Source organism: Brevibacillus sp. HB1.2, assembly GCF_013332495.1.
GTDB classification, from domain to species: Bacteria; Bacillota; Bacilli; order Brevibacillales; family Brevibacillaceae; genus Brevibacillus; species Brevibacillus porteri.
On the sequence record NZ_JABMIU010000005.1, the window covers coordinates 290,400 to 303,766 of the forward strand.

General features: G+C 50.2%; 12 protein-coding genes. All 12 read left to right on the top strand.

Annotated features, from left to right (window positions below):
• Positions 1-63 precede the first annotated feature (63 nt).
• Entirely contained in the window at positions 64-1,143 is a 1,080-nt protein-coding gene (locus HPY28_RS15205) for an L-threonylcarbamoyladenylate synthase (protein WP_017252373.1), read from the top strand.
• Positions 1,144-1,199: 56 nt separating this feature from the next.
• Positions 1,200-1,760, top strand: a complete 561-nt coding sequence (locus tag HPY28_RS15210) for a manganese efflux pump MntP (RefSeq protein WP_017252372.1) — start codon at positions 1,200-1,202, stop codon at positions 1,758-1,760.
• Between the two features lie 33 nt (positions 1,761-1,793).
• Positions 1,794-2,264, top strand: coding sequence for a low molecular weight protein arginine phosphatase (locus HPY28_RS15215; RefSeq protein WP_017252371.1), 471 nt, complete (start codon positions 1,794-1,796; stop codon positions 2,262-2,264).
• A 139-nt stretch (positions 2,265-2,403) separates the two neighbouring features.
• Positions 2,404-2,859 carry a ribose 5-phosphate isomerase B gene (gene rpiB, locus HPY28_RS15220; RefSeq protein WP_017252370.1) on the top strand — a complete coding sequence of 152 codons (456 nt, stop codon included), beginning with the start codon at positions 2,404-2,406 and terminating at the stop codon, positions 2,857-2,859.
• Positions 2,860-3,429 carry a TIGR01440 family protein gene (locus tag HPY28_RS15225; RefSeq protein ID WP_173623328.1) on the top strand — a complete coding sequence of 190 codons (570 nt, stop codon included), beginning with the start codon at positions 2,860-2,862 and terminating at the stop codon, positions 3,427-3,429.
• A gap of 58 nt (positions 3,430-3,487) precedes the next feature.
• Positions 3,488-4,738: a serine hydroxymethyltransferase gene (locus HPY28_RS15230; RefSeq protein WP_017252368.1), complete on the top strand. Its 1,251-nt coding sequence runs from the start codon at positions 3,488-3,490 to the stop codon at positions 4,736-4,738.
• A 181-nt stretch (positions 4,739-4,919) separates the two neighbouring features.
• Complete coding sequence (upp, locus tag HPY28_RS15235) at positions 4,920-5,549, top strand: uracil phosphoribosyltransferase (protein ID WP_007725492.1); 630 nt, start codon at positions 4,920-4,922, stop codon at positions 5,547-5,549.
• An 18-nt stretch (positions 5,550-5,567) separates the two neighbouring features.
• Entirely contained in the window at positions 5,568-6,716 is a 1,149-nt protein-coding gene (wecB, locus tag HPY28_RS15240; protein WP_173623329.1) for a non-hydrolyzing UDP-N-acetylglucosamine 2-epimerase, read from the top strand.
• 225 nt (positions 6,717-6,941) lie between these two features.
• Complete coding sequence (locus HPY28_RS15245) at positions 6,942-10,106, top strand: phosphodiester glycosidase family protein (protein ID WP_174230857.1); 3,165 nt, start codon at positions 6,942-6,944, stop codon at positions 10,104-10,106.
• Positions 10,107-10,234: 128 nt separating this feature from the next.
• The gene (gene bioA / locus HPY28_RS15250) at positions 10,235-11,617 is read left to right on the top strand and encodes an adenosylmethionine--8-amino-7-oxononanoate transaminase (RefSeq protein WP_174230858.1); all 1,383 of its coding nucleotides are present in this window, start codon (positions 10,235-10,237) and stop codon (positions 11,615-11,617) included.
• 5 nt (positions 11,618-11,622) lie between these two features.
• The gene (gene bioD / locus HPY28_RS15255; protein WP_173623332.1) at positions 11,623-12,342 is read left to right on the top strand and encodes a dethiobiotin synthase; all 720 of its coding nucleotides are present in this window, start codon (positions 11,623-11,625) and stop codon (positions 12,340-12,342) included.
• 20 nt (positions 12,343-12,362) lie between these two features.
• Entirely contained in the window at positions 12,363-13,358 is a 996-nt protein-coding gene (gene bioB, locus HPY28_RS15260) for a biotin synthase BioB (RefSeq protein ID WP_174230859.1), read from the top strand.
• Positions 13,359-13,367: the final 9 nt, after the last annotated feature.

Consider the following 13,367-nt stretch of genomic DNA (forward strand, 5'->3'; position numbering starts at 1 on the left):
GTGCACATCTATACTTAAGGCACTCCTTACCAAGAAACGAGCTAGAGAAAGGATTTTTTAACGATGGAAATGAATTTTGTGACAAAAGCCTGGTCTGTGGATAACGATGTGGAAAATCAGCATAGTTGTGCACAGATTGTGGATGCAGCCCGTTTTCTTCGAGAAGGGGCAGTTGTCGCGTTTCCCACGGAGACGGTTTACGGCTTGGGAGCGAATGCATTATCAAATGAAGCAGTGGAAAAAATATTTACAGCAAAAGGCAGACCCAGCGATAATCCGCTGATTGTACATATTGGGGCGTGGGACCAGTTGTCCACAGTAGCAAGTGAGGTTCCGGAGAAAGGGAAAAAGCTGATGGAGGCATTTTGGCCTGGACCGTTGACGGTGATTTTGCCAAAAACGGATCAAGTAGCTTCGCTGGTAACGGCAGGTCTGGAATCAGTCGGGGTTCGCATGCCTGATCATCCGATTGCCTTGGCTTTGATCAAGGAAGCGGGGGTACCGATTGCAGCTCCAAGTGCCAATCGCTCTGGACGTCCGAGTCCAACGACAGCGGCGCATGTATTGGCTGACTTGGATGGACGCGTAGCAGGTGTGGTCGATGGTGGGGCAACAGGTGTTGGGGTAGAATCTACGGTTATTGATGTTACGCAGGACCCGCCCATGATTCTGCGCCCAGGCGGCATCACACGGGAGCAAATGGAACCAGTGATTGGCTACGTGGAGCTCGACCCTTCTTTTCAAGTGGGAGCAGCCGAGGCACCGCGCTCTCCAGGGATGAAATATACGCATTACGCTCCTGAAGGCGAAATGTGGCTCGTGTCAGGAGAGAGTGAAAAAGTTCGGGCGAAAATGGAAGACATGCTGCAACAGGCGAAGCAGCACGGTCAAAAAACGGGTGTGCTGGCAACGGAAGAAACAGCTCCTTTTTGGCAAAGTCACGCGGCGGCAGATGTCGTTCTTGTGGTCGGATCACAAGCGGATCTGGAAATGGTTGCCCAACAGCTTTATGCTGTGCTGCGAGAATTCGACGATCAAGAGGTGCAGTATATAGTCGGTGAGACTTTCCCGCGAAACGGGTTGGGTATGGCCGTAATGAATCGCTTGGAAAAGGCTGCTGGAGGCCGAGTCTTGTCCGTGTAAACCTGTCCTAAACTCCCCCTTGTCCGCATAAGGTGAAGAGACGGGAGGGGAGCTGCTTGGACCAGGTGTTATTTCAATGGGGGCAATTTTTGACGTTGCTCATTATTGCTTTCGCCTTAAGTATGGATGCCTTTTCGTTGGGAATTGGCGTAGGGATGGTCGGGATTCGGTTACGAGAGATTATCAAAGTGAGTATCACCATCGGACTGTTTCACATTATGATGCCGATCATCGGGATTGTTGTTGGAGCATACTTGTCCGATTTGGTTGGAGATATAGCCGTGTTTATTGGCGGCGGTGTCCTGATGATCATCGGCTTGCATATGCTATGGAATGGTTTCGTCCAAGGGGATCAAAAAAGTGTATTGAAGACAAAAGGGTTCGGACTTATGCTCTTCGCATTAAGTGTCAGCCTGGATGCTTTCACCGTCGGTTTCTCGTTCGGCTTGATCGAGGTCAATAGAATTTTGGCCATCTCCCTTTTTGGAATAATGGGTGCCACCATGTCCTACTTCGGTTTATTGTTAGGCAGGAGTGTGGGAGGGTGGCTTGGGGATTATAGCGAATTAGTAGGTGGACTTATTTTGTTTGGTTTTGGGTTAAAATTTATGATATAACCGGACTAATTAATAGGAGAGGAGGAACGATACGTGAAACGGATACTTTTCGTCTGTACGGGAAATACGTGCCGAAGCCCAATGGCAGAAGCGTTGTTCCGTTCGAAGACAGATGGACAGGGGCTTGAGATACGCTCAGCAGGAGTGGCGGCATTTGCCGGTCAGGATGCCTCCTTGCACGCCAAACAAGTATTAGAAGAACGAGGAGTTGCCCACGATCATAAGGCCAGCAAGGTAGACGAAGGGTTGATTGAATGGTCTGATGTCATTTTGACGATGACGCACGGTCACAAGCGAGCGATCCTGACGTATTTCCCCTCAGCGGCTGAAAAGGTGCATACCCTGCAGGAGTTCGTTGGGATAGAAGGCTTTAGTGATATTGCTGATCCGTATGGGGGATCACTGATGGATTATCGCAGGTGTGCCGAAGAAATCGAAGAGTCACTGGAAAGGCTCTCATTGATGCTCAAGGACCCAGGTCTTCGTAAATCAGTGGATGAATAGGGTGCTGGTATATAGCCAGGGCCTTGTTTTTTGCGAGAGTACGAACGATTTTTAGTCATTTGATAAAAATGTTCACTTTTTACTTGTTGTTTTTTGATGTATACTAGACGAAGATTATGAGACAAGCGAGGGATGACAGATGAAAGTAGCACTTGCTGCTGATCACGGTGGATACAAGCTAAAAGAGGAGATCAAGTCTCTGCTGGCCTCCATGAACATCCAGACGGAAGACTTCGGCTGCACCTGCGAGGAATCGGTTGATTATCCCGATTATGCTTTGCCAGTAGCGGAAAAGGTGGCAGCGGGGGAGTTTGATCGAGGCATTCTCGTTTGCGGAACAGGTATCGGCATGTCGATCGCAGCCAACAAGGTTCCAGGCATCCGTTGTGCACTTGTGCATGATACGTTTTCTGCACGCGCTACCCGTGAGCATAACAACACCAATGTGTTGGCGATGGGTGAGCGTGTCATTGGACCGGGTCTTGCGCTTGATATCGTGAAAATTTGGTTGGAAACAGAGTTTCAAGGTGGTCGCCACGAGCGTCGTGTGGAAAAGATTTCCCAAATTGAAGCGAAGCATGCGGGAGTGAAGTAAGTGGATTTATCCGCTATCGAAAAACAAATCAGTGACATTGTCGAAGAAGTAGCTGATATGGCAGAGCTGAAAGCCGGGCAACTCATGGTGATTGGGTGCAGTACCAGCGAGGTGCTCGGGGAGCATATCGGTAAAGCTGGCAGCCAAGATGTAGCGAAGGCTCTGTATCGTGGGATTCAATCTGTTGTAGAAAAGCGCGGCTTTGCTGTTGCCTTCCAATGTTGTGAACATTTGAACAGGGCTCTGGTCGTCGAGCGTGATGTTGCATTGCGATACGGACTGGAAGAGGTCTCGGTTGTTCCCGTTCCGACTGCTGGAGGCTCTATGGCTGCGCATGCGTTTACACAGTTCACGGATGCAGCCGTTGTGGAGCACATTCGCGCGCACGCAGGCATTGATATCGGCCATACGCTGATCGGCATGCATCTGAAGCATGTGGCAGTACCGGTGCGTCCGACACAGCGTCTCGTTGGACAAGCTCATGTTACGGCAGCGCGTACGCGTCCTAAGCTGATTGGCGGACCGCGTGCCGTGTATGAGAAGACACCATCGAATGAAAGCTGCACGTAAAAAGAATGTGGGACAAGCCCACTTTATGATCACGAACTTTTAAGGAGGAGAAACTATTATGCTAGATTTTTTGCGTAATCAAGACCCGCAAGTCATGGAAGCCGTTCAACTGGAGCTCGGAAGACAACGCGACAAGATTGAGCTGATTGCTTCTGAGAACTTCGTAAGCCGCGCAGTTATGGAAGCAATGGGAACCGTTTTGACGAATAAATACGCAGAAGGATATCCAGGTCGCCGCTATTACGGTGGTTGCGAGTATGTGGATATCGTGGAAAACATCGCGCGCGACCGCGTAAAAGAAATTTTTGGCGCTGAGCATGCAAACGTACAACCACACTCCGGTGCTCAGGCGAACATGGCTGTATACTTCACCATTCTTCAGCCAGGCGATACTGTGTTGGGAATGAACCTGTCCCACGGTGGTCACTTGACGCATGGTAGTGCAGTAAACTTCTCCGGTACTCTGTACAATTTCGTTGATTACGGTGTAGACGAAGATACGCACCTGATCAACTATGAAGTTGTTCGTGCAAAAGCGTTGGAGCACAAGCCAAAACTGATCGTTTGCGGTGCGAGTGCCTATCCGCGTACAATTGATTTTGCCAAGTTCCGTGAGATCGCGGATGAAGTGGGCGCGTACTTCATGGTGGATATGGCGCATATCGCTGGTCTGGTTGCGGCAGGTCTGCATCCAAACCCAGTACCGCACGCGCATTTCGTTACTTCTACGACGCACAAGACTCTGCGTGGACCACGTGGCGGTTTGATTTTGTGCAAGGAAGAATTCGCGAAAGGCATCGACAAATCCGTATTCCCAGGCGTTCAAGGTGGTCCGTTGATGCACGTCATCGCAGCAAAAGCGGTTGCCTTCGGCGAAAACCTGCAACCAGAGTTCAAGGATTACGCAGCTCGCATCATCAAGAATGCACGTGCATTTGCTGAGGCGCTGACTGCGGAAGGTCTGACGCTCGTTTCCGGCGGAACGGATAACCACCTCGTATTGGTTGATGTAAGCAAAATCGGCCTGACAGGTAAAGTAGCTGAGCATTTGTTGGACGAAGTAAGCATTACCACAAACAAAAATACCATTCCTTACGATACACAAAGCCCGTTTGTTACAAGCGGTGTGCGCATGGGTACGCCAGCAGTAACGAGCCGCGGTTTTGATGAGGAAGCGATGAAAGAAGTTGCAGCAATTATCGCTCTGACATTGAAAAACCCAGAGGATGCTGCGAAGCACGAAGAAGCACGCCAACGTGTGGCAGCTTTGTGCCAACGTTTCCCGATGTACGAAGGATTGAATATCTAAGCAAGCCAACGAGAAGCAGACCCAGTGGAAATTTTCCCATACGGGTCTGCTTTTTTTCCACTTCCCGGCTGTAGCTAGGGATCGAGGATGCGAAAAAGTACGAAGATTAGGCAAATTGACGGCGTCACTCTCACCCGCTATTATAGAAAGGATGCATTGATAGGGAAACGGAGGAAATGACATGAGCCGTGTATATGTGTTTGACCATCCGCTGATTCAGCATAAAGTTACGTATATTCGTGACAAGAATACAGGGACCAAGGAATTTCGCGAACTGGTAGATGAAGTGACGACTCTGATGGGCTATGAAATTACTCGTGATATGCCGTTGGAGCAAACCACCATCGAAACGCCAGTGGCTACCTGTCAGTCGAACGTAATTGCTGGTAAAAAAGTAGGGCTGGTACCGATTCTGCGCGCTGGTCTTGGTATGGTGGATGGCCTGATGAGGCTGATCCCTGCTGCCAAAGTAGGACACGTAGGTCTTTACCGTGATCCGGAAACCCTACAGCCTGTTGAGTATTATGTGAAGCTGCCATCCGATGTTGCTGAGCGTGAGTTGATCGTAACTGACCCAATGCTGGCGACTGGGGGCTCTGCTGTTGCTGCTCTTACTGCTTTGAAAAAACGTGGAGCGAAAAACTTGAAGCTGATGTGCCTCATCGCTGCTCCAGAAGGCATCAAGCTGGTTCAGGACGAGCATCCTGATGTAGATATTTACGTAGCAGCTGTTGATGAATATTTAAACGACCATGGATACATCGTGCCAGGCTTGGGCGATGCGGGTGACCGCTTGTACGGCACGAAGTAGTCGGAGAGGGAAAAACGTATGAAAACTGTAAAAGTAATGACGGTATTCGGAACACGTCCAGAAGCGATCAAAATGGCGCCGCTTGTCCATGAATTGAACAAGCACAGTGAACAGATCGAATCGGTCGTTTGCGTGACGGCCCAACATCGTCAAATGCTCGATCAGGTTTTGGACATTTTTGATATTCAACCAGACATTGATTTGAACATCATGAAGGATCGCCAAACGTTAGTGGGTGTGACCACTCGCGCATTGGAGAGCCTGGATGAAACGATGAAGGAAGTAAAACCGGACATTGTCCTCGTACACGGGGATACGACAACCACTTTTGTGGCGAGTCTGGCTGCTTTTTATAATCAAGTCGCGATCGGACACGTGGAAGCGGGCTTGCGCACATGGGACAAGTACTCGCCGTTCCCGGAAGAGATGAACCGTCAGTTGACAGGTGTAATGGCTGACCTGCACTTCTCTCCGACCGATGGATCGGCTGACAATCTTCGTCGCGAAGCAAAGCCGGAAGAGAGCATCTACGTGACAGGAAACACAGCAATTGACGCGCTGAAAACAACGGTTCGCGAGGATTACACGCATCCGGTACTTGATCGCGTAGCTGGTCAGAAGCTGGTGCTGATGACGGCACACCGCCGCGAAAATTTGGGCGAGCCGATGCGCCGTATTTTCCGTGCAGTTCGAAGACTAGTGGACGAGCATCCTGAGATTGCTGTTGTGTATCCGGTTCACTTGAATCCTGCTGTACAAGAAGTAGCGCAGGAGATTCTCGGAAACCACGATCGCATTTCGTTGATCGAACCATTGGATGCCCTTGATTTCCACAACTTCGCTCGTCGTGCCCATCTCATCCTGACCGATTCTGGCGGGGTGCAGGAGGAAGCGCCGTCTCTTGGCGTACCAGTCCTGGTTCTGCGCGATACGACAGAACGTCCTGAGGGGATTGAAGCAGGCACGTTGAAGCTCGTGGGAACTGACGAAGAGCAAGTTTATGCAATGGCAAAAGAATTGCTGACCAACCAAGCGGCTTACGATGCAATGGCGCACGCTGTCAACCCGTACGGGGATGGCGAGGCTTCCCGTCGAATCGTAGAAGCAATCCTCTATCATTTTGGTTTGCGAGCTGAACAGCCAGAGCCTTTCAAACCAGGTCAGTAACATACAGCTAGGAAAACCCGCCAGGTACCGTTCGTCAAAACCGGGCGGGTTTCTTGTTGGTAACGGGAATTTTTTTGGTTTCGAAGACTGACGATTTGGTATGTTTTTCTAATGGAGAATCGAGAGAATTGGCGAAACTATCCATGATTTTTTGCGTCTAATATTTAGTTACTTGGCTTAGATGGAAAAAAGATAGAGTTTGGAATACGGAGAGGAGTTACCAACATGAGAGCGCAAAGGATAGTGACGCTGCTCACGGCCACGACCATGGCCTGGGGAGCTTTTGTTCCGTTTGTGCCGTTTGCGACCAATGTCGCACACGCCAGAGCGGAGACCAGTGCATTGAATATGATGTGGCAAACCCCAATTGGTGAGGGGACCACTTTGCAGAAATATACGAAATCATTTGCCAACCAAGTCGTCACGATCATGGTGACCAAGGTTGACATGAATAATCCTTACGTTGAGGTCAAACCGGTATACGGGACGAAAGGCAAGCTGACAGACAGGCAGACGGTTACACAAATGGCGCGTGAAACCGGAGCTGTAGCAGCGATCAATGCCGACTTTTTTAACATGTCGAAGCGGGGAGCGCCGTTTGGCATTGTCATGAAAGACGATGAACTCATTTCTTCCATGGGCTTGGTCTCCTACTGGTACGCCCTAGGCTTGACCGGAGACAAGATGGCCATTGTCGATAAGTTTGGTTTTGGCGGCAAGGTTACTGCTCCTAATGGCGCTACCTATTCGATTCAGGGTGTCAACAAGGAAGAGTACAACCCGAGTGACGGACGAAAAAGTCACCAGAACCAACTGAACGTTTATACCCCTTCCTTTGGCAAAACCAGCTTGGGGACGATATCGGGCTACAAAGATGTCGTCGAGATTCTGTTTGTAGACAACGTAGCCAAAGAAGTTCGTGTGAATCAACCTGGCGTATACATACCTTACAACGGCTATGTCCTTTGGGGACATGGAGCAGCAGGAGCGTTTCTCAAACAAAACTTCCCAGTAGGCGCTACTGCAACAGTTGAGTATCAAACGACACCACAGACACTCGACTTGAACCATGCGGTGGGTGGCAATGTTCTTTTGGTTGATCAAGGGAAAGCACTTTCGTCCTTTCCAGCGGACAAGTCCATCACAAACAAAACGGCGCGTACAGCGGTCGGTGTTTCCCAGGACGGGAAGACCTTGTACATGGTCACGATCGATGCGAGCCAAGGCGTTTATTTGGATGAACTAGCAAAAATCATGGCGGAGCTCGGTTCTTTTCGGGCTGTAAATTTTGATGGTGGTGGCTCTACGACCATGGCAGCTCGCATGCTGGGTGAGACACACGCGAATCTGTCGAATAAGCCGAGCGGCGGTGCTGAGCGACGTGTGCCTACTGGACTGGCCGTATACAACACGGCACCTGCTGGAGAATTGAAAGGCTTCCAAATCGATGTACCAGCAGATGTGCTCATCGGACAAACGATCTCGCTCAGCGCATCCAAGGGATATGACGTTCACTACCAACCGTACGCGATCAATGCAGGCGATGTGAGCTGGGATGCCAGTCAGTCCGAAGCGGGAAATGTAAATGGCAAGCAATTCACACCAGCTCGCTCCGGCAAGATCACATTGACTGCGCGATTGGGCAATGTGACGCAAAATAAAGACATTCAAGTCATTTCCGGCAACGATGTGCAGCAAATCGTCGTTTCCCCGAATCCGATCACGATTGCACCGGGACAATCCCTTAATCTCGATGTCAAAATCAAAACGAAGAAGGGTTCTACCGTACAAGCGACGCCACTTAGCGTAAAAGCGAGTGTCGATTCCTCTGTAGCGACGATTAACGACAATCTGCAACTGGTAGCAGGCAATGAGCCGGGCAACGGAACCCTGACCATTACGTATGATGGCGTGTCGACAAGCGTACCATTTGCTGTCGGACAATTTGAGCAGCCATGGCTCACCTTCGATAATCAGGTTGGTATGTACCATGCGGCAAATCCATCCAGCATCAGTTCCGCTGGATCGTTCGGGCTCGTTTCCGATCAGACATTCCGCACGAAAAAGGCAGCGAAGCTGGTGTACAACTTCTCTGGAGCACCAGCGAACAACATGCGGATTTCGTATGGCGTTCTGGGGGTAAAGCCTGTGACCATTCCTGGCAAACCGCTCGGATTGGGCTTGTGGGTCAATGGTGACAACAGCGGACATTGGCTCCGTGCAGAAGTAGTCGATGCAAACGGCAAGGCAGTCTACGTCGATCTGGCAAAAGAGATCAATTGGACAGGGTGGAAGCAGGTTAAAGGCTACTTCCCGAGCAATGTTGCGTATCCATTGCAGCTCAAGAGTGTGTATGTCGTTGACCAAGCCAATGATGGCATTACACACGACAAAGGAACACTGTACTTCGACGAATTCTCGCTCCTCTTGGGCAACCAGACAGGTCAACCGAGCGATGTAGCCGTTGTTCCTGAACTGCCAGGCAGCATGTCTCTCGGGGCGGAGCTGGATCTCCATTATTCCTTAGCAAATACTGCGCCTTACCTGGATAGTGCGCTGATTGATGTGGAGTCGATCGTGACTCAGCCGATGCCAGGATATGTGCCTGCTGATTATTCGTTTACGATTAAGCCGGGCGAACTAAAAGCAGGACAAGAGGACGCAATTTCAACTTCGTCGATTCAGTTGACCTTGGCACCGAAGCAATGGCTCGCTGGAAAAGGCGTTGGGCTCTTGTACGTAAACGAAGTAAACAATACTTTGGATCCGCTGCTAGGAACCCTGAATGCTCAAGGTCAGTGGGTATATGAAGTCAATAGCTACGGCAAATACATTCCGTACTACCTGGACAATGCAGGCACGGACAGCGCTGGATTTAGTGATATCGCGAAGCATCCAGCCAAGGCAGAAATCACCTACATGGCGGAAAAGGGCTACGTAAAGGGTTTGACGGAGACGACGTTCGGCCCAGAGGTTTCTTTGACAAGAGCACAGTTCGTCACCTTGCTCGCGCGCACTTTTGAATGGGAGCTCCCATCCTCACCAAAGCTGAAATTCAAGGATAAGGTGCCTTCCTATGCGCAAGGTGCCGTACAGGTTGCTGTTTCCAAAGGCCTGGTGAAGGGCTATAACGATAATACTTTCCGTCCAGATCAGCCGGTGACTCGCGCAGAGGCCGCAGTCATTCTCGATCGTCTCGTGAATAAAAAGGGAGCGACGAAAAAGGTCTCCGATAAAGGGACATGGCCATCCTGGGCATCTACATCCATCAACAACATGGTCGGACTCGGTCTGATTGATCCAGTTGGAGGAAATTATCAGCCGAATAAACCGACGACGAGAGCAGTGTGTGTCGTTGCGCTATATCGCATCTTGCATCAAGCCAAGTAAGAATGACAATAGAAAAAGGTCAAGCTTCTCTAAAAAAGAGGAGCTTGGCCTTTTTTCTTTTTTCCATGTCGAAGAAAAAAGCTTTGCTAAAATAGGTTAACCATTTTAAAATAACGGTTAACAAATATATGTTAACCAAGGTTGTGATTTGGTTGTTAAATAATTATGCAGAGCTTTCTGCCAAAAACAAGCAATACGTTTGGCATCCCTTCACCCAAATGAAAGACTACGTCGCACAGGAGCCACTGATTATTGCGAGAGGAGAAGGGATCAAGCTGTTCGATGTGAACGGCAAGGCTTACTACGACGGTTTTTCCTCCGTGTGGTTGAATGTCCACGGGCACAACGTTCCCGAGCTGAATCAGGCGATCACGGAACAGCTCGACCAGATTGCCCACTCTACTTTGCTCGGCATGGCAAATGTCCCATCCATTCTATTAGCGGAAAAGCTGATCAACCTCGCTCCAAAAGGACTGAGCAAAGTCTTTTACTCTGACAACGGGGCAACGGCAGTCGAAATCTCATTGAAAATGGCGTTCCAATACTGGCAAAATCGCGGGCAGACTGGCAAGTATTCGTTTATCACAATGAACAATGCCTATCACGGGGATACGATTGGAGCTACCAGTGTGGGAGCCATTCCGCTCTACCATCAGGTCTACAAACCACTGCTCTTTTCTCCACATGTCATTCCATACCCTTATCCATACCGACAGGGTGGCGAAGAAGCAGCCGTTCAGGCCACATTGAGCAGTCTGGAAAGTTTGTTGAAGGAAAGAGCTCATGAGATTGCGGCGATGATCGTGGAGCCTGTCGTGCAGGGAGCAAGCGGCATGATTATCATGCCGGACGGTTGCTTGAAAAAAATCGCGGAGCTGTTGCGCGCCTATGATGTATTGCTGATCGCAGACGAAGTAGCGACAGGATTTGGACGCACGGGCAAAATGTTCGCTTGTGAGCATGATGGAGTCGTGCCAGATATTATGGCGGTCGCAAAAGGGCTCACGGGAGGGTATTTGCCAGTAGCGGCTACCTTAGTAACCGAGCAGATTTATGATGCCTTTTTCGCCGACTATGAGGAACAGAAAACCTTCTTTCACGGACATTCGTTCACGGGAAATCCACTTGGCTGTGCAGTTGCTCTCGCCAACCTGCGGCTGATGGAGGAGCGCGGAGTCGTTCAACAGGTAGCACAAAAAGCAACCGATCTGGATCAATTGCTAGTGCCACTTCGCGACCTGCCCTATGTAGGCGATATCCGGCAAAAAGGCTTGATGGCGGGAATCGAGCTGGTTCGGGATAAAGAGACCAAGGAGCCCTATCACTGGAATGAGCGGATCGGTGTGCGTGTCTGTCAGATAGCGAGAGAAAAAGGGCTTCTGACACGGCCATTGGGCAACGTCATGGTTTTTATCCCGCCGCTTGTATCTACAACGGAAGAATTGGCTGACATGGTTCGGATTTTGACGGAATCGATTCAGGATGTAACGACAGGTGAAACGGAGGAGTGATTGATGTGACTGATCGACCCTTTTCCGGATTGTTCATCACAGGAACAGATACAGGGGTAGGCAAAACGGTTGTGACTGCCGGAATCGCATCCGTGTTGCGTGAGACAGGAGTGGACATAGGGGTTTGGAAGCCAGTCCAGTCAGGAGCACGAGCACATGATGAGGGCAGTGACGCTATGCACTTGAGAGCGTGGAGTGGAGTGCCTGACTCGTGTGAGGAGATAGCTCCGCTCTGTTTTGAGGCGCCGCTTACCCCGTCTCTGGCTGCGGAAGCAGAGGGGAAAACCTTGACCATGGAGGAAGTAATCGCTTGCGGGAGACCCCTGATGGAACGTTATCCGGCAATCCTTGTCGAAGGAGCTGGTGGTCTGATTGTGCCATTGACTCCAACCGAAACGATGGCGGATCTTGCTGCTCGACTGAATCTGCCTATGCTCATCGTGGCGCGGGCTGGGCTCGGTACGATTAACCATACGCTCTTGTCCGTTTGGTATGCACGGGAACTCGGGATCGAGGTTGTAGGTGTCATCCTGAATCAAAACAACTCTGCTGGTGTCACCGATGAGAGTGTCAAAACAAACGCGAGCATGATTGAGAGCTACGGGGGAGTTCCTGTATGGGGCGTGCTTCCATGGATAGACCAACCGTTAGAGCGCCAGCAGTTGACGCAGCTGATCCAAGAATGTGTAGACATCGGACAGTTGTGTCAATGGAGCCATAAATAATAGAAAGAGGAGACGAGAAAATGAAGCAAAGCGCCTGTCTGGATTGGAAGGAGTACGCAAGCAAAGCCATCAAGAAAGAAGAGTTTACACAGGACGAGGCAATGAAGGTATTGCAAGCGTCTGATGATGAGCTGCTACTGGTCATGAACGAAGCTTTTCGCGTCAGAAAGCACTTTTTCGGAAAAAAGGTCAAACTGAACATGATCATCAACGCCAAGAGCGGCCTATGTCCGGAGGATTGCGGTTACTGCTCGCAGTCGATTGTTTCGAATGCTCCCGTATTCAAGTACACGATGCTGGACAAGGAGACATTGCTCGCAGGTGCGCGAGAAGCCATGAATCGAAAAGCAGGTACATACTGTATTGTCGCCTCAGGACGTGGTCCCACAGAAAGAGAGCTGGGCCAGGTCATCGAGGCAGTCAAAGAAATCCGCGAAACGATGCCGCTGAAAATTTGTGCGTGCCTTGGGATATTAAGCGACGAACAAGCAACGCGCCTAAAAGATTCAGGTGTTCACCGCTACAACCATAATCTCAACACGAGTCGCAATCATTACGAAGCGATTACGACAACGCACACATACGATCAGCGTGTACAGACAGTCGATACCGTGAAAAGAGCAGGGATGTCGCCCTGCGCAGGCGTGATCATCGGCATGGGGGAGAGCGATGAAGAGATCGTCGAAATGGCATTTGCCCTGCGCAATCTCGAAGCAGATTCCATCCCGATCAATTTTTTAAATGCGATTCCCGGAACCCCGTTGGAGGATAAAGGACGCACTCCAGCAATGAAGGCTCTTCGGGTTCTCGCCTTGTTCCGATTTATTTGCCCAGATAAAGAAATTCGCGTTGCGGGTGGTCGCGAAGTGAATTTGCGCACGTTGCAGCCGCTCTCCTTGTATGCGGCTAACTCATTGTTCGTGGGGGACTATTTGACGACGCCCGGGCAGGAAATCACGACAGACCATCAGATGATTGAAGACCTCGGGTTTGAAATCGAGCTGTGTGCGCTGTAGGACAGTAGG

Bases quoted from the DNA above. Each gene is read 5' to 3' on its own strand.
- upp (WP_007725492.1), top strand. From the start codon at position 4,920: ATGAGCCGTGTATATGTGTTTGACCATCCGCTGATTCAGCATAAAGTT.
- rpiB (WP_017252370.1), top strand. From the start codon at position 2,404: ATGAAAGTAGCACTTGCTGCTGATCACGGTGGATACAAGCTAAAAGAG.
- wecB (WP_173623329.1), top strand. From the start codon at position 5,568: ATGAAAACTGTAAAAGTAATGACGGTATTCGGAACACGTCCAGAAGCG.
- bioB (WP_174230859.1), top strand. From the start codon at position 12,363: ATGAAGCAAAGCGCCTGTCTGGATTGGAAGGAGTACGCAAGCAAAGCC.
- HPY28_RS15230 (WP_017252368.1), top strand. From the start codon at position 3,488: ATGCTAGATTTTTTGCGTAATCAAGACCCGCAAGTCATGGAAGCCGTT.
- HPY28_RS15205 (WP_017252373.1), top strand. From the start codon at position 64: ATGGAAATGAATTTTGTGACAAAAGCCTGGTCTGTGGATAACGATGTG.
- HPY28_RS15245 (WP_174230857.1), top strand. From the start codon at position 6,942: ATGAGAGCGCAAAGGATAGTGACGCTGCTCACGGCCACGACCATGGCC.
- bioA (WP_174230858.1), top strand. From the start codon at position 10,235: ATGTTAACCAAGGTTGTGATTTGGTTGTTAAATAATTATGCAGAGCTT.